Source organism: Nocardioides sp. AX2bis, assembly GCF_902506435.1.
Taxonomy (GTDB): Bacteria; Actinomycetota; Actinomycetes; order Propionibacteriales; family Nocardioidaceae; genus Nocardioides.
Genome location: NZ_LR733215.1, coordinates 3175605 through 3192161, shown reverse-complemented (window position 1 = coordinate 3192161; position 16557 = coordinate 3175605). Strand labels below are relative to the sequence as shown.

Annotated in this window: 16 protein-coding genes; 10 read left to right on the top strand and 6 right to left on the bottom strand. The window is 74.7% G+C overall.

Annotated features, from left to right (window positions below; all coding sequences use genetic code 11):
* Nucleotides 1-2: 2 nt before the first annotated feature.
* Nucleotides 3-1346, bottom strand: coding sequence for an HRDC domain-containing protein (locus GV155_RS15330; protein ID WP_160009340.1), 1344 nt, complete (start codon nt 1344-1346; stop codon nt 3-5).
* Nucleotides 1346-1954 (bottom strand): DUF3000 domain-containing protein, encoded by a 609-nt coding sequence (locus GV155_RS15325; RefSeq protein ID WP_160009338.1) that lies wholly within the window; start codon nt 1952-1954, stop codon nt 1346-1348. Before GV155_RS15325 ends, GV155_RS15330 begins: the two co-directional genes overlap by 1 nt.
* 71 nt (nt 1955-2025) lie before the next feature.
* Here GV155_RS15325 and hemE point away from each other — a divergent pair, with 71 nt between their 5' ends.
* Nucleotides 2026-3069, top strand: a complete 1044-nt coding sequence (gene hemE, locus GV155_RS15320; protein ID WP_160009336.1) for a uroporphyrinogen decarboxylase — start codon at nt 2026-2028, stop codon at nt 3067-3069.
* Between the two features lie 18 nt (nt 3070-3087).
* On the opposite strand, the gene GV155_RS15315 is transcribed toward hemE, so the two are convergent.
* Together GV155_RS15315 and GV155_RS15310 are read right to left on the bottom strand one after the other, a co-directional pair.
* Entirely contained in the window at nt 3088-4101 is a 1014-nt protein-coding gene (locus GV155_RS15315; RefSeq protein WP_160009334.1) for an NYN domain-containing protein, read from the bottom strand.
* Nucleotides 4098-5033, bottom strand: coding sequence for a LysR family transcriptional regulator (locus tag GV155_RS15310; RefSeq protein ID WP_160009332.1), 936 nt, complete (start codon nt 5031-5033; stop codon nt 4098-4100). Before GV155_RS15310 ends, GV155_RS15315 begins: the two co-directional genes overlap by 4 nt.
* 151 nt (nt 5034-5184) lie before the next feature.
* On the opposite strand from GV155_RS15310, the gene GV155_RS15305 reads away from it, so the two are divergent.
* The 8 genes from GV155_RS15305 (at nt 5185) to hemQ (ending at nt 13486) form a co-directional block, all read left to right on the top strand.
* On the top strand, nt 5185-6465 hold the full coding sequence (locus GV155_RS15305) for an acyl-CoA dehydrogenase family protein (protein ID WP_160009330.1): 1281 nt from the start codon (nt 5185-5187) through the stop codon (nt 6463-6465).
* Between the two features lie 157 nt (nt 6466-6622).
* A complete protein-coding gene (gene sfnG, locus GV155_RS15300; RefSeq protein WP_160009328.1) occupies nt 6623-7744 on the top strand; it encodes a dimethylsulfone monooxygenase SfnG in 1122 nt (373 codons plus the stop codon).
* Nucleotides 7741-8970, top strand: coding sequence for an SfnB family sulfur acquisition oxidoreductase (locus tag GV155_RS15295; RefSeq protein ID WP_160009326.1), 1230 nt, complete (start codon nt 7741-7743; stop codon nt 8968-8970). Before sfnG ends, GV155_RS15295 begins: the two co-directional genes overlap by 4 nt.
* Before the next feature lie 13 nt (nt 8971-8983).
* Nucleotides 8984-10177 carry an LLM class flavin-dependent oxidoreductase gene (locus tag GV155_RS15290; RefSeq protein WP_160009324.1) on the top strand — a complete coding sequence of 398 codons (1194 nt, stop codon included), beginning with the start codon at nt 8984-8986 and terminating at the stop codon, nt 10175-10177.
* A complete protein-coding gene (locus tag GV155_RS15285) occupies nt 10174-10689 on the top strand; it encodes an NADPH-dependent FMN reductase (protein ID WP_201300190.1) in 516 nt (171 codons plus the stop codon). Before GV155_RS15290 ends, GV155_RS15285 begins: the two co-directional genes overlap by 4 nt.
* Nucleotides 10686-11237: a flavin reductase family protein gene (locus GV155_RS15280; RefSeq protein WP_201300189.1), complete on the top strand. Its 552-nt coding sequence runs from the start codon at nt 10686-10688 to the stop codon at nt 11235-11237. The genes GV155_RS15285 and GV155_RS15280 overlap by 4 nt, the downstream gene beginning before the upstream one ends.
* Before the next feature lie 111 nt (nt 11238-11348).
* Nucleotides 11349-12758, top strand: coding sequence for a protoporphyrinogen oxidase (gene hemG, locus GV155_RS15275; RefSeq protein ID WP_268892606.1), 1410 nt, complete (start codon nt 11349-11351; stop codon nt 12756-12758).
* Complete coding sequence (gene hemQ / locus GV155_RS15270; RefSeq protein ID WP_160009320.1) at nt 12755-13486, top strand: hydrogen peroxide-dependent heme synthase; 732 nt, start codon at nt 12755-12757, stop codon at nt 13484-13486. Before hemG ends, hemQ begins: the two co-directional genes overlap by 4 nt.
* 22 nt (nt 13487-13508) lie before the next feature.
* Here the strand turns inward: hemQ and msrB are convergent, their stop codons facing one another.
* Both msrB and GV155_RS15260 read right to left on the bottom strand, forming a co-directional pair.
* Nucleotides 13509-13913, bottom strand: coding sequence for a peptide-methionine (R)-S-oxide reductase MsrB (msrB, locus tag GV155_RS15265; protein WP_160009318.1), 405 nt, complete (start codon nt 13911-13913; stop codon nt 13509-13511).
* A 24-nt stretch (nt 13914-13937) separates the two neighbouring features.
* A complete protein-coding gene (locus GV155_RS15260; RefSeq protein WP_160009316.1) occupies nt 13938-15272 on the bottom strand; it encodes a GNAT family N-acetyltransferase in 1335 nt (444 codons plus the stop codon).
* Nucleotides 15273-15306: 34 nt separating this feature from the next.
* Here GV155_RS15260 and GV155_RS15255 point away from each other — a divergent pair, with 34 nt between their 5' ends.
* A complete protein-coding gene (locus GV155_RS15255; protein ID WP_160009314.1) occupies nt 15307-16368 on the top strand; it encodes a DNA polymerase domain-containing protein in 1062 nt (353 codons plus the stop codon).
* Nucleotides 16369-16557: the final 189 nt, after the last annotated feature.

The following is a 16557-nucleotide window of genomic DNA, read 5'->3' as shown; positions in this document are numbered from 1 at the left end:
GCTCAGGCGTCCTGGTCCGGCGGTGCCGGCAGCAGCTCGGGCCCGTCGGGCTCCGCAGCAGCCTCGACGTCGGCCTGCAGGATCGCGCGCACCAGCACCGGGCCGACCAGGGCGGCCTGCCAGCTGCGGGCGCCGTACGCCGCCAGCTGCGCGACGACCTGGTCCAGCAGCTCGCCGGGCTCACGGGTCTCCGGCGGGGTCCACAGCGTGCGGCGGAGGAAGTCGGGGGTCAGCAGGTTCTCGGCCGGCACGCGCTGCTCGGTCGACAGCGTCGCCAGCTCCTCGCGCGCCAGGCGCAGCCGGGCGGCCGCCACCGGGTCGCGCTCGGCCCAGGCGCGGGCGGTCGGCGGACCGTCGGTGCGCTGGTTGCGGGCCGGCAGCTCGTCCTCGGACAGCGCGGCGGCGCGCTCCAGGGCCTCCACCCACCGGGCGGCGTACCTGTCGGCGCCGCGACCGTGGAAGCCGGGCGTGCTCATCAGGGCGTCGCGGTCGGTGGGCTGGGCGGTGGCGGCGGCGATGATCGCGGCGTCCGGGACGATCCGGCCCGGTGTCACGTCACGGCGCTCGGCGAGCTCGTCGCGGGTCTCCCACAGCTCGCGCACGGCCGCCAGGTTGCGTCGACCGCGGACCCGGTGCAGGCCGCCGGTGCGGCGCCAGGCCTCCTGGCGCACGGTCGGCTCGAAGCCCAGCAGGTGGTCGAACTCCTGGCGGGCCCAGCCGTCCTTGCCCTGGTCGACGAGCTCGGCGAGCAGCACCTCGCGCAGCTCGAGCAGGACCTCGACGTCGAGGGCGGCGTACTCCAGCCAGGGCCGCGGCAGGGGACGGGTGGACCAGTCGACGGCCGAGTGCTCCTTCTTCAACCGGTAGCCCAGCAGCGTCTCGACCAGGGTCGCGAGCCCGACGCGCGGGTAGCCCAGGAGCCGACCGGCGAGCTCGGTGTCGAACAGCGACGTGGGGCGCAGCCCGATGTCGGCCAGGCAGGGGAGGTCCTGGGTGGCGGCGTGCAGGATCCACTCCGCGTCGCCGATCGCCTCGGCCAGCGGCGCCATGGAGGCGAACGCGATCGGGTCGACGAGGGCCGAGCCCGAGCCCTCGCGGCGCAGCTGGATGAGGTAGGCACGGTTGGAGTAGCGGTAGCCCGACGCGCGCTCGGCGTCGAGCGCGACCGGTCCGGTGCCGGCGGCCACGCGGGCGCAGACCTCGGCCAGCCCGGCCTCGGTGTCGGTGATGTCGGGCAGGCCGTCGCGCAGCGTCAGCAGCTCGACCGGCTCGGCGGGCTCGACCGGCTCCTCGACGGCGGCGGCGTCGGGAGCGGCGTCGGGGGTCTCGGGCGCGTCGGTGGGCATCAGGCGCCGTGCCCGCGCTGGCCGCGCCGGCTGGGCATCGCGGTGACGCCCTCGGGGACGGGCTCGAGGCCGGCGGCGGTGCAGAGCAGCTGGCCCCACGCCTCGACGTGGTCACCGACCCGCGCGGGGTCGACGGGGGTCCAGGACGCCCGGATCTCCACCTGGGCGGTGCCCGGCTCGTCGGCCATCCCGCCGTAGCTCTCCGAGGCCACCCGGGTCACGGTGCCCGACGGCGCGACGTGCTCGGCGCCGTGGTCGTCCAGCGCGTCGGTCAGCCAGCTCCACACCACGTCGGCCAGGACGGGGTCGGTGATCAGCTCGGGGTCGAGGTCGGCGCGGACGTAGGCCACGCAGCGGAACTCGCCCTCCCAGGCGGCGTTGCCGTCGGGGTCGTGGAGCAGGATGATCCGGCCCGTGCCGACCTCCTCGTCGTCCACGTCGACGTCGCCGGTCAGCGCCGAGGCGTACGGCGCGATGCGCTGCGGTGCGGGCATCTCCTCCACGAGCACCTCGGGACGCAGCCGGGCGCCACGCATCGCCGCCACGGCGTCGGCGAAGACGCGCGGCACCGTCCCCGTGCCCGGGTGCGTCTCCGGTCGGACCACCATGGTCGCCACAGTAGGAGGTCGGGCGCCGAACAGATGTGCGAACACGCCGAGCGGCCTGTCACGCTGGAGCCATGACCTCCCCCGTTCCCCACCCCGGACTGGCCGACAGCGCGTTCCTCGCCGCCGTGCGCGGCGAGCCGGTCCCGCACACCCCGGTGTGGTTCATGCGCCAGGCCGGCCGCTCGCTGCCGGAGTACCGCAAGCTGCGTGAGGGCATCGCCATGCTCGACGCCTGCATGCGACCGGAGACCGTCGTCGAGATCACCCTGCAGCCGGTGCGCCGCTACGGCGTCGACGCCGCCATCTTCTTCTCCGACATCGTGCTGCCGCTCAAGGCGGTCGGGGTCGACCTCGACATCGTGCCGGGGGTCGGCCCGGTGGTGGCCAGGCCCGTCCGCACCCTCGAGGACGTCGCGGCGATCCCGGACCTCACGCCCGAGCACGTCGACTTCGTCACCGAGTCGGTCCGGACCCTGACCGGGGAGCTCGGCGCCACCCCGCTGATCGGCTTCGCCGGTGCGCCCTTCACCGTCGCCTCGTACCTCGTCGAGGGCGGGCCGTCGAAGGAGCAGGCGCTGACCAAGTCGCTGATGTTCTCCCAGCCCGAGGTGTGGGCGGCGCTGATGGACAAGATCGCCCAGATCTCCGCGGCCTACCTGCAGGTGCAGATCGCCGCCGGCGCCAGCGCCGTGCAGCTCTTCGACTCCTGGGCCGGGTCGCTGACCCCGACCGACTACCGCGAGCACGTGATGCCGTGGTCGCAGCGGGTGCTGGCCTCGGTGACCGACGTCCCGCGGATCCACTTCGGGGTCGGGACCACGAACCTGCTCGGGCTGATGGGCGACGCCGGCGCCGACGTGGTGGGGGTCGACTGGCGCACCCCGCTGGCCGACGGCATCCTGCGCGCGGGCGGCCGCGCGGTCCAGGGCAACCTGGACCCGACCCTCGTCTTCGCGCCGACCGAGCTGATGACCGCTCGCGCCGACGAGATCATCGCGGCCGGCCGCAAGGCCCCCGGCCACGTCTTCAACCTCGGCCACGGCGTGCTGCCGGCCACCGACCCGGACCAGCTGGCCCGGCTCACCGACCACGTGCACGCCTACCCGCTGGACTGACCGTCGCGGAGACCCGCGTCAGCTGCTGGGCGGGACCGCCCGGGCGCCGCGGGTCCGCGTCGTCACCTTCGGCGCGGTCGCGGCCGGCTCCGGCGGCTCGGCGGGCGTCTCGTCCGGTGCGGGCTCCGCGGTCTTCACGGGCTTGGCGGCCCGGCGGCTGCGCGTCTTCTTGACCGGTGCGGCCGGGGCCTCGGCGACCTCGGCCGGCTCGTCCGCCGCGACCGCCACCTCGGCGGCCGGCTCGGGCGCCGCGGTCTTGCGTGCGCCGGAGCGCTTGCGGGCCGGGGCGGTACGTGCGGGGGCGTCCTCGGCGCGGACGCGGACCATCGGCGCGGACCCGGTCGACTGCTCGACCTCCAGGCCGGGCTGGGCCCGGACCAGGGCGATCAGCTTGGAGAAGCCGTAGTTGCGCGAGTCGAAGGACGCGTGGCGGGTGGTCAGGAACGAGCCCACCGCGCCGAGGTGGGCCCAGCCGTCGTCGTTGGAGGTGGCGTCCACCGCGGAGGCCAGCAGGGGGCCGACCTCGGGCAGGGCCGGCACGTCCTCCCCGGGGGTGTCGGCCTCGTCGGGCTCGGCGCCGGCGGCGCCCTCCTCGTCGTGGCCGAGGACCTCGAGGTAGATGAACTTGTCGCAGGCGGCGACCAGCGACTGGGGCGTACGACGCCGGCCCAGGCCGTAGACCGTGCGGCCGGACTCGCGCAGGCGGGTCACCAGGCGGGTGAAGTCGCTGTCGCTGGAGACGATCGCGAACGCGTCGAGGTTGCCGGTGTAGAGCAGGTCCATCGCGTCGATGATCAGCGCGGAGTCGGTGGAGTTCTTGCCGGTCGTGTAGGCGAACTGCTGGACCGGCGAGATGGCGTTGCGGTTCAGCTCGTCCTTCCAGCCGTTGAGCCGGGGCGTGGTCCAGTCGCCGTAGGCCCGCTTGACCGTGGGGATCCCGTAGCGCGCCACCTCCTCCAGCAGCGCGACCGCGTGACGGTGGCTGGTGTTGTCGGCATCGATCAGGACGGCCAGGCGGGGAGTGTCGCTCACCCGCCCGAGCCTGCCACGGACAACCCTCCTCGCGCCTCCCGGGCCCGCGCGCCGTCCTCCAGGGCGGTGGCCAGCTCGCGTGCGGGGGCGGCCGCGCGGGCGCCCGGCCGGTTCAGCAGCGTGAGGCCCAGGCGGGTCCGGTCGCCGGCCACCGGGCGGACGACCAGGGCCCCGGCGCGCAGCAGCGGGTCGGACTCCACGCTGTAGTCGGGCAGCAGCGTCAGCCCGACCCCGTCGGCCACCAGGGTCTTGGCCAGCTCGGCGCCGTCGGTGCTGTGGCAGACCAGCGGCGGCGTGCCGCCGAAGAGCCGGTGCGCGACCCGGTGCATCAGGTAGCCGTGCCGCATCATCACGAACGCCTCCGCGCGCAGCGCGTCCACCTCGATCTCGGGGCGGGCGGCCAGCGGGTGGTCGGCCGGCAGCACCACGACCGGGCGGCCCTCGACGAGCACGCGTCCCTCGAGGTCGGCCGGCGCGTCGTCGCCGTCGAGGAGGTTGACCAGCCCGAGGTCGAGCGAGCCATCGCGCACGCCCTCGGCGACCTGGTCGGAGGTGAGCGTGACCATCTCGACCACCGTGCGCGGCGTCGCGGTGCCCAGCCTGGACAGCGCGGGGGCCAGCAGGGCCGAGGTGGCGGCGGTGACCGTGCCCAGTCGGACGGGTCGCGTGGTCGTCCGTTCCTCGCCGGCCGCAGCGCGCAGCCGGCCGACGGCGGCGAGGACCTCGTCCATGTGGGTCAGCAGGGTGCGTCCCCGCCGCGAGATCCGGGCGCCGGAGCGGTGCCGGTCGAGCAGGTCGACACCGAGCTCGCGCTCGAGCTTGCTGACGGCCTCGCTCAGCGCGGGCTGAGAGACGTGCAGCCGCTCGCTCGCGCGTCGCAGCGACCCGTGCTGGGTGACGGCGGAGAGGTACTCGAGCTGCTCGATGCGCATGGTGCTCCTCGGGTGGTGCGGCAGGGGCGTGACCGGTCCGGCCGGGCGGGGTGGGCGACGACACCGACGCCCGGGTGGTTGCCCGGGCCGGTCGCGCCGCAAAGACTACTAACTCGATCGAGTTAATCCCATCACGACCAAGGAGTGTCGCGTGACCCACGTCCCCGGCCTGGACCGACCGACCCTGCGGACCCCCCTCGTCGACCGGCTGCGCCTCGAGCTGGCGCCCCTGCTGGGCGAGATCGCCGCCGGGGCCCGACGCCGCGAGCTCGACGGCGAGCTGCCGCGCGAGGCGGTGCGCCGCCTCCAGGACGCCGGCTTCACCGCGCTCCGTGTCCCGTCGAGCCATGGCGGGGGAGGCGCGCGGCTGCCGGAGGTGACCCAGCTCTGGATCGACCTCGCTGCCGCCGACGCGCACCTGCCGCAGGCGCTGCGCGGCCACTTCGCGCTGGTCGAGGACCGCTGGTGGCACCACCGGCAGGGCGAGGACCAGACCGCCTGGTTCGCGCGCTTCGCCCGCGGCGAGATCGCGGGCAACGCCTGGTCGGAGGTCGGTGGCACGGGGATCTCGACCCAGCAGACGGTGCTGCGTCCCGACGGCCGTGACGGCTCCGGCTGGCGCCTGGACGGCAGCAAGTACTACACGACCGGCACCATCTTCGCGGACTGGATCGATGTCTACGTGCGTCGGCTGCACCCCGACGGCAGCGAGGACTTCGCCATCGCCGTGGTCGACGCCCATGCACCGGGGGTGACGGTCCTCGACGACTGGGACGGCTTCGGCCAGCGGGGGACCGGGAGCGGCACGACGACCTTCGACGACGTCCGGGTCGAGGCGACCCACGTGCTGACCTTCACCGACCGCTTCCCGTACCAGACCGCGCTCTACCAGCTGAACCTGCTCGCCACCTTGGTCGGCATCGGCCGTGCGGCCCTGCGGGACGCGGTCGAGGAGGTCCGTCGCCGCGAGCGCAACTACTCGCACGCCAACGCCGCGCGCGTCCGCGACGACCCGCAGGTGCTGGCCGTGGTCGGCCAGGTCGCCGCCGACGTCTACACCGCCGAGGCCGTCACGATCCGGGTGGCCACCGCGCTGCAGGAGGTCGCCGACCTCGCCGGCGGGCCCGACGCGACGCTGCGCGCCCGGGCGGCCAACGAGCTCGCCGAGGTCGAGGCCTCCGCTGCGCAGGTCAGCGTGACCGAGCTGGTCCTCCAGGCCACCACCCGCCTCTTCGACGCCCTCGGCGCCTCGGCCACCTCACGCGACCTCGCGCTCGACCGGCACTGGCGCAACGCTCGCACGGTCTCCTCCCACAACCCGCGCGTGCTCAAGGCCCGCGTGGTGGGTGCGCACCTCGTCAACGGCACGCCCCCGCCGTACGCCTGGGCCATCGGGACCACCGAGCGCGACGAGGCCCCCGCGCCGAGATGACGCTCGCGGCGCGTCGAGGTGACGCTTGCGGCGCGTCGAGGTGATCGGTGGCGCCCGACACCCCCTCGGCGATTCCGGGCGCGCCCGGTTCGTCCGCGCCCCGCCCGTCTGCCAAACTCGACCGAGTCAGTCAAGATTGTCTGCTTATGGAGGTCCGATGAGCCGTACGGAGCCGTTGAAGTTCGCCTACTGGGTGCCCAACGTCAGTGGGGGCCTCGTGGTCAGCACCATCGAGCAGCGCACGGACTGGGGCTACGACTACAACGTCGAGCTCGCGCGCCTGGCCGAGGCGAACGGTTTCGAGTACGCCCTGTCGCAGGTGCGCTACATGGCCTCCTACGGCGCGGCCTACCAGCACGAGTCGACCAGCATCAGCCTCGCGCTGGCGCTGGCCACCGAGCGGCTGAAGGTGATCGCCGCGGTGCACCCGGGCCTGTGGCAGCCGGGCGTGCTGGCCAAGCTGGTGGCCAGCGCCGACCAGATGACCGGCGGCCGGATGGCCGTCAACGTGGTGAGCGGCTGGTTCAAGGACGAGTTCACCAAGCTCGGCGAGCCGTGGCTCGAGCACGGCGAGCGCTACCGCCGCTCGGAGGAGTTCATCCGCTACCTGCGCGAGATCTGGACTTCCGAGCACGCCGAGCTCGCCGGCGACTTCTACCGGCTGCACGACTTCGACCTCAAGCCGAAGCCGTACGACGTCCCGGGCCGCCCGCACCCCGAGATCTTCATGGGGGGCAACTCCTCCGACGCGCGGGGGATGGGCGGGCGCGTCACCGACTGGTACTTCTGCAACGGCAACACCCCGGAGGGGATCGAGGCGCAGGTGCGCGACGTCAGCGACGTGGCCACCGTGCACCATCGCACCGTCCGCTTCGGCGTCAACGGCTTCATGGTCGCCCGGGACAGCGAGTCGGAGGCGCACGCGGTGCTCGAGGAGATCATCGCCAAGGCCGACGTCGAGGCCGTCGAGGGCTTCGGGGCCGCGGTCAAGCAAGCCGGCCAGGCCACGGGGGACAAGAAGGGCATGTGGCAGGACTCGGACTTCACCGACCTGGTGCAGTACAACGACGGGTTCCGCACCGGCCTGGTCGGCACGCCCGAGCAGGTCGCCCACCGCATCCTCGAGTACAAGCGCCGCGGCGCCGACATGATGCTGCTCGGCTTCCTGCACTTCCACGAGGACGTGCAGTACTTCGGGCAGCACGTGCTGCCGATCGTGCGCGAGCTCGAGGCCGCCGAGCCGGCCGAGGCCGCCGAGCCCGCCGAGCGGGTCCGATGACCGCCCGGACCGCCGAACCCGCGACCCCGGTGCGCGTCCCCGTCCTCGACCACCAGGCCGCGGTCGCCGCGGCGACCACCGTCGCCGCCGAGCTGGCCGCGGGCTCGGCCGAGCGGGACCGCGAGCGGGTCATCCCGGCCGCCGAGCTCGACACGGTCGCGCGGGCCGGCCTGCTCGCCCTCACGGTCCCGGCCGCGTACGGCGGGGCGCAGTGCTCGACCGCGACGCTGACCGAGGTGGTGCGCCTGCTGGCCACCGGCGACCCCAACGTGGCCCAGATCCCGCACAGCCACTTCGTCTACGTCAACGCCCTGCGCCATCAGGGCACGACCGCCCAGCGGACCCGGCTCTTCGGCGAGGTGCTGGCCGGGCGCCGCTTCGGCAACGCGCAGTCGGAGACCGGCTCGGCGCACGCTCGCGACTACCGCACGACCCTGACACCCCGGGACCCCGACCACCCCCGCGACGGCTACCGCCTGGACGGCGTCAAGGGCTACAGCACCGGCGCCCTGCTCGCCGACTGGATCCCGGTCCTGGCCCACCTCGGGCAGGACGGCCCGCTCTGCGTCGCCTGGGTCCGCCACGGCGCCCGCGGCCTGCGCGTGGTCGACGACTGGGACGGGATGGGCCAGCGCACCACCGCCAGCGGCACCGTGCGGCTCGACGACGTCGACGTCGCCGACGACATGATCACCCCGTGGCACCTCACCTTCGAGGGGCCCTCGACCTACGGCTCCTTCGCCCAGGTCCTGCACGCCGCCATCGACGCCGGGATCGCTCGCGCCGCGCTCACCGAGGCGGCCGACTTCGTCCGGACCCGCAGCCGGCCGCACGCCGACGCCGGCGTCGACCGGCACGCCGAGGACCCCACGGTGGTCGCGGCCTTCGGCCAGATGGAGCTGCAGGTACGCGGGGCGGAGGCGCTGCTGGACGTCGCCGCCCGGGCGGTCGACAGCGCGGACACCCACCTGACCGCACGCACCGCCGGCGAGGCCAGCCTGGCCACCGCGGCCGCCCGCGCCGCCACCACGGAGGCCGCGCTGGACGTCTCCACCCGCCTGTTCGAGGTGTGCGGGACACGCTCCGCGCTCGCCGCGCTCGACCTCGACCGGCACTGGCGCAACGCGCGCACCCACACCCTGCACGACCCGGCCGCGTGGAAGGTCCAGCACCTCGGTCGCTGGGCCGTCGACGGCACCCTGCCCCCGCGCCACGGCCAGCTCTGAGAGAGGACCCCACATGCCTGCCACCCCGGCCACCCCGGACAGCCCGCTCACCTTCCACTGGTTCCTGCCCACCAACGGCGGGGACGGCCGCCACGTCGTCGGCGGCGGCCACGGCGTCAGCGCCGGCGCCGCCGGACGGCCCGCCGACGTGCCCTACCTCGGCCAGGTCGCCCGCGCCGCCGAGGAGATGGGCTTCACCGGCGCGCTCACGCCGGCCGGCGCCTGGTGCGAGGACGCCTGGCTGTCCACCGCGATGCTGAGCCAGGTCTCCGAGCGGCTCAAGTTCCTGGTCGCCTTCCGGCCCGGCCTGGTGGCGCCGTACCTCGCCGCGCAGATGGCGGGCACGTTCCAGAACATGTCGGGCCAGCGGCTGCTGCTCAACGTCGTCACCGGCGGTGAGAGCCACGAGCAGCGGATGTTCGGCGACTTCCTCGACAAGGACGCCCGGTACGCCCGCTGCGACGAGTTCCTGACCATCGTGCGGCGGCTGTGGGCCGGGGAGACCGTCGACTTCACCGGCGAGCACCTCAGCGTCGAGGCCGCCCGCCTCGACCACGTGCCCGACCCGGTGCCGGCGCTCTACTTCGGCGGGTCGTCCCCGGCCGCGCTCGAGGTGGCCGCCAAGCACGTCGACGTCTACCTCACCTGGGGCGAGCCGCCCGAGGCCGTCGCCGAGAAGATCGCCCGGGTGCGCGCCAAGGCGGCCGAGCACGGGCGCGAGGACCAGATCCGGTTCGGGATCCGGATGCACACGATCACCCGCGACACCTCCGCCGAGGCCTGGGCCGAGGCCGACCGCCTGCTCGCCGAGATCTCGCCCGAGCAGATCGCGACGGTCCAGGCCGGGCTGCGGGCCAGCGAGTCCGAGGGACAGCGCCGGATGCTCGACCTCAACGCCGGCTCCAAGGACGGCCTCGAGGTCTACCCCAACGTCTGGGCCGGCGTCGGCCTGGTGCGCGGCGGCGCCGGCACGGCGCTGGTCGGCAGCCACGAGGAGGTCGCCGACCGGATCGAGGAGTACCACGCGGTCGGCATCGACGAGTTCGTCCTCTCGGCCTACCCCCACCTCGAGGGCGCCTACTGGTTCGGCGAGGGCGTGCTGCCGATCCTGGCCGAGCGGGGGCTGTGGTCGCACCCGGCCCCGCGCGCCCGGCAGCGGCAGGCGGTGCCGTTCCAGGCGGCCGGTCGTACGGCGGCCGCCTCGTGACCGCGGTCGTCTGCGGCAACCCCCGCCCGGGCTCGCGCACGCTGCACGCCGGCCTGCACGTGGCCCGGGAGCTGACCGGCAGCGAGCCGGACCTGGTCGTCGACCTCGCCACCGTGGGGCCGGGCGTGCTCGACTGGTCCGACCCCGAGGTGACCCGTCTGGTCGCCCGGGTCGCGGCGGCCGACCTCGTCGTCGTCGCCTCGCCGACCTACAAGGCGACCTACTCCGGGCTGCTGAAGGTCTTCCTCGACCGCTTCGCCCCGCAGGCCGGCACCGGTCTCGGCGGTGTCGCGGTCGCAGTCATGGTCGGCGCCGGCACCCACCACGCGCTCGCGGCCGAGCTGACCCTGCGTCCGCTGCTCACCGAGATCGGCGCGACCGTCCCGGTCCCCGGGCTGTTCGTCCACGAGCAGGAGCACGACGACCCCGCGGCCTACGACGACTGGCTCGCCGCGGCCCGCCCGGTCGTCACCCGCCTCCTTCCCCTCGCCTCCTCAGGAGTCCCCGCATGAGCACCCGACCGACCCCTCCCGCCACGCCCCGTCCGCTGACCGGGCTGCCCACCAACCAGGACCTCGACCCCACCCGGCTGCGCGAGGCCTTCGGGATCTTCCCCAGCGGCGTCGTCGCCGTCGCCGCGGAGGTCGACGGCCGGTACGTCGGGCTCGCGGCGAGCTCGTTCACGTCGGTGAGCCTGGAGCCGCCGCTGGTCTCGTTCTCGATCGCCAACACCTCCAAGACCTGGCCCGACCTGCGCCGCGCGGGTCGCCTCGGGGTCAGCGTGCTCGCCGACCACCACGACCGGACCTGCCGCCAGCTGGCGGGGCCGGTGGCCGACCGCTTCAGCGGAGTGCCGGTGGTCGTGGGGGAGGAGGGTGCGGTGACCGTGGGTGACGCGCTGGCTCGCTTCGAGTGCTCGCTGCACCGTGAGGTCGTCGCCGGGGACCACACGATCGTGCTGCTGCGCCTGCACGTCGTCGAGCACGCGGCGTACGACGACTCCGGCTCCCCGCTGGTCTTCCACCGCAGCGGCTTCGGCTCGATGGCCGTCACCGGCTGACGCACCCCGCCCCCCGCACCCCGCCCCCGGGTCGGGCACCCGGCCGACGCCTGACAGGAGCGTCGGTCGGGTGACCGACCCGGGGGCGGGGCGCTGTGGCACGCTCGTGACGTGCAGACCAGCCCCGGGCCCCGCGTCGTCGTGGTCGGCGCCGGGATGGCCGGCCTCACCGCCGCCCGCGACCTCCGCGCCGCCGGCTGGGACGTCCTGGTGCTCGACCAGCGGGCGTACGCCGGCGGGACCGTGCGCCGCACCGAGGTCGCCGGGGTCACCGTCGACGTGGGGGCCGAGGCGATGCTCAACCGCCGACCGGAGGGCGTCGACCTGGCGCGCGGCGTGGGCCTCGAGGTGACCCACCCCGCCGTCGCGGCCTCCCGGATCTGGACCCGCGGCGAGCTCCGCCCGCTGCCGCGGAGCCTGATGGGGGTCCCGCTCGACCTCGACCAGCTGGCGGCCTCCGGCGTGCTCTCCGAGGAGGGGCTGGCCCGGGTGCGGCGGGAGCCGACGCTCGGCCCGAGCACCTACGACGAGGACGTGTCGGTGGGCGACCTGGTCGACGAGCGCTTCGGCCCCGAGGTGACCGACCGTCTCGTCGAGCCGCTGCTCGGCGGTGTCTACGCGGGGCAGGCGCGGCGGATCTCGGCCCGTGCGGCCGTGCCGCAGCTGCTCGCCCACGCCGCCCGCGGCTCGGTGCTGGAGCAGGCCGCGGCGATCCCGACCACCTACGACCTGCCGGTCTTCGCCGGCCTGGCCGGCGGCATGGGCCGGCTCCCCGAGGCGCTGCTGGCCGGCCTGCGCGCCGACGGCGTCGAGGTCCGGCTCGGCACGACCGTCCGCGGCCTGCGCCGCACGACCGGCGGGTTCGCGCTGGTCACCGGATCGGCCGCCGACCCCGAGGAGCTGCACGCCGACCGGGTCGTCCTGGCGACCCCGGCCGCCCCCACCGGCCGGCTGCTCGCCGACGTCGCCCCCGCAGCCGCGGCCGAGCTCGCCGCCGTCGAGACCGCCTCGGTCGCCGTGGTCACCCTGGCGCTGCGGGTCGTCGACGCCGGCCTGCTCGGCGGCCTCGGCTCCGGGTTCCTGGTCCCGCCGGTCGAGGGACGTCGGATCAAGGCCGCGACGTTCTCCTTCGCCAAGTGGGACTGGGTGCGCGAGGCCGGTGCCGCGGACGGACTGCTGCTGCTGCGCACCTCGCTCGGCCGCGCCGGCGAGGAGCGCACCCTGCAGTCCGACGACGCCGAGCTGGTCGCGGCGTCGCTGGCCGACCTGGCCGCGGCCACCGGGGTCACGGCTCAGCCCGTCGACACCCACGTCCAGCGCTGGGGAGGGGGCTTCCCGCAGTACGCCGTGGGCCACCGCGAGCGGGTGGCGCGGGTGCGCGCCGCGGTCGAGCAGGTCCCCGGGCTGGCGGTGTGCGGCGCGACGTACGACGGCGTCGGCATCCCTGCGGTGGTGGGTTCGGCCCACGCGGCCGCGGCCCGTGTGGGTCCTGCCCCGGTGCGCGGCACAATGGGGGCATGAGCGACACCGAGCAGGCCGAGCAGACCGAGCAGACCAACGCGGCACGGCTCAGGGAGATCAACGCCAGCGTCCGCTACACCATGTGGTCGGTCTTCCGCCTCGACACGGTGCTCGGTGAGGACGCCGACCGTGCCGCCGAGGGCGCCGAGGTCGAGAAGCTCTTCGCCGACCTGGCCGAGGCCGACGTGGTCGTGCGCGGCGTCTACGACGTCAGCGGCCTGCGCGCCGACGCCGACGTGATGGTCTGGTGGCACGCCGCCGAGAGCGAGGACCTCCAGGCGGCCTACCACCGCTTGCGCCGCACCTCCTTCGGCCGGCGGCTCGCCCCGGTCTGGTCGCAGATGGCGCTGCACCGCCCGGCCGAGTTCAACAAGAGCCACGTCCCGGCGTTCATGGGTGACGAGGAGCCGAAGGCGCACGTCTGCGTGTACCCGTTCGTGCGCTCCTACGAGTGGTACCTGCTGCCCGACGAGGAGCGCCGCGACCTGCTGCGCGAGCACGGCCAGATGGCGCGGCCCTACCCCGACGTCCGCGCCAACACCGTGGCCTCGTTCGCGCTCGGCGACTACGAGTGGATGCTGGCCTTCGAGGCCGACCAGCTGTTCCGCATCGTCGACCTGATGCGCGACCTGCGGGCCTCCGGCGCCCGGCGCCACGTGCGCGAGGAGGTCCCGTTCTACACGGGGTCGCTGGTGCCGGTGGCCGACCTGGTCGACCGGCTGCCCTGACCGCGGGCAGCCGGCGGACCGGTCACTGCTGGTCGGCGGGCTCCAGCGTGAGCGCGATCGAGTTGATGCAGTAGCGGTCGCCGGTGGGCGTGCCGTACCCGTCGGGGAACACGTGACCGAGGTGCGAGCCGCAGCTCGCGCAGCGGACCTCGGTGCGCTTCATCCCGGCGCTGCTGTCGTCGAGGTACTCGATGGTGTCGCTCACCGGCTGGTAGAACGACGGCCACCCGCACCCGGAGTGGAACTTGGTGTCGCTCTCGAAGAGCTTCGCCTGGCACGCCTTGCAGCGGTAGACGCCGGTCGTCTCGATGTCGGTGTACTCCCCGACGAACGCGCGCTCGGTGCCGGCCTTGCGCAGCACCTGGTACTCCTCCGGCGACAGCTCCGCGCGCCACTGCTCGTCGGTCTTCTCCACGTCGTATGCCATGGCTCCAGGATACGACGGGCGGGGTCAGAAGCCCGTCGAGCAGTACGGCGCCGGGCCGCCGTCGGCCAGCGCGGCGAGGCACCGTACGGCCTCCGCCACGCCCGGGAGCCGGCCGGCGGCGTGCAGCGTGGCGACCTCCACCCCGCCGAGGTAGAGCGCGCCGAGGGTGTCGGCCGTCATCCGCACCCCGGCCGGGTCGTCGGTGCGGGTGACCCGCGCGACGCCGTCCTCGACCGCGAGCCGCCACCGACCGGAGGCGTGGTCCAGGGGGTCCTCGACCTCCAGGACGACGTCGCCGTCGGCGTACCAGGGACGGGCCTCGAGGGCCGCGACGACGTCGAGGACCCGGACCCAGAGCATGTCCGAGGAGCCGGCGGTGCGGACCGCGCGCGGCTCGACCAGGGCCCAGGCCAGGGCGTCGTCGACGCGCATCCGCGGGAAGCGGAGGAGGCGGACCAGGTCCATCTCGGCCAGGAAGCGCCACAGCCGCAGCCGCACCGTCGGCTCGGGGGCGATCAGGTCGGTCACCTCGAGCGCGTGCACGCCGTCGACCTTGCCCAGCGGCCGGTAGAGCGCGTACCCGTCCGGCGCCCCGGTCGCGTCGAGGTGCACGACGGCACGGAGCGTCCGGTCCGGGCCGTTCTCGCCGTGGTGGAAGGCGCCGCTCAGCATCGGCTCGTAGAACTGGGGCCGCTCCACCGAGCCCCGGGTGGCGGCGTGGTGGGCGGCGAAGACCTGCTGCACCGCGGGCCAGGCGTCGAGCGGCTCGACCACCGCGAACCGGCCCGGGTCGTCGCCCAGGCCGGACGCGACGTCGGCGCGCAGCGCGAACCGGGGCCCGGTGTCGACGTCGACCTGGTGCAGCGTGGTGGCGCACCCGAACCCGAACCGGCCGTAGATCGACCCCTCGGACACCGTGAGCGCGGCCAGCGGGAGCCCCCGGGCGGCAGCGTCGGCGAGGTCTGCGGTCATCAGCCGCCGGGTCAGGCCGCGCCGACGGTGGGCCGGCGAGACGGTGACGTCGGTGATCATGTGCAGGTCCAGGACACGGCCGTCACCGACGGCGAGGGTCTTGTCGAAGGACGTGAAGGTCGCGACCGGGATCGCCGCCGTGGCGGTGCCCGGACCCAGGGCGGGGTCGGCCTCCCAGACGCCGCGCAGCACCGCCCGGTCGGCGACGAGGTGCTCCACCCAGCGCCGGTGCCGCTCGTCGCTGCCCCGGCCCTCCAGGAACGCGCGACCCACCGCCTCGCCGAAGCCCCGGACGCGGGGCAGCAGCGCCCCGGCGTCGTCGGTGAGGTCGTCGGGGCCGAAGCGCTCCGCGGTCAGGTCGGTCGGCAGGTCGAGGTGCTGGTCCACGCGCCAGAGCCTAGACAGGTCCTAGGGTCGGGCCATGGCGAAGGTGGCGGCGGCCGAGGTCGAGGCAGGCGGGCGCACGGTGCGGGTCTCCAGCCCGGACCGGGTGGTCTACGAGGCGACCGACAGCACCCCCGAGGTGACCAAGCTGGAGGTGGCGCAGTACGTCGCCTCGGTCGACGACGGGCTGATGCGCGCGCTGCGCGGGCGGCCGACCGCGCTGGAGCGCTGGCCCTCGGGCGTACGCCCGGGCATGAGGCTGGCGACCGGCCCGCAGGACAGCAAGGCCGACGCGTTCTACCAGAAGCGGGTGCCCCGGGGGGCGCCCGACTACCTCGAGACCACGACGGTGACCTTCCCGTCGGGACGCACGGCCGAGGAGATCTGCCCGACCGAGATCGCCGTGCCTGTGTGGTGCGCGCACATGGGCACGCTGACCTTCCACCCGTGGCCGGTGCGCCGCGACGACGTCGACCACCCCGACGAGCTGCGGATCGACCTCGACCCGCAGCCGGGCACGACCTTCACCGACGCGGCGCGGGTCGCGGGGGTCGCCCGCGAGCTCCTCGACGAGCTCGGCCTGGTCGGGTGGCCCAAGACGTCGGGCAACCGGGGCGTGCACGTCTACGTCCGGATCCGCCCGGAGTGGGACTTCGTCGACGTCCGGCACGCCGCCATCGGCTTCGGTCGCGAGCTGGAGCGCCGCGACGAGCAGGTCACCACCGCCTGGTGGAAGGAGGAGCGCGGGGAGCGGATCTTCGTCGACTACAACCAGAACTGCCGGGACCGCACGATCGCCTCGGCCTACTCGCTGCGCCCGCTGCCCGGTGCTCCGGTGTCCACCCCGATGACCTGGGACGAGCTGGCCACCACCACCGACCCGAGGGTCTGGAACCTGCACACCGTGCCCGACCGGCTGGCCGACGGCGATCCGTGGGCGGGCATCGACGACGCCCCCGGGTCGATCGAGCCGCTGCTCGCGCTCTACGACGAGTCCGGCCTGGGCGAGATGCCCTACCCGCCGGACCACCCCAAGATGCCGGGCGAGCCGCCGCGCGTGCAGCCGAGCCGGAAGGTCGCGGCGCACTGGGAGGAGTAGTCCTGACCGGTCCCCGTCGACGTGAGCTGCGGCGCACCCGGCTCAGCAGCACCCACCGCACGCGATCTTGCGCGGGGACGCTGACAGCAGCGGATCACTGTCACCAGGTGGCAGCGATCCGCTGCTGTCCTGCCTGGTGGCGCCGGGCCTCTCCGACCGGGCGTCGCCACCGACCCCGGGGAGCGACGA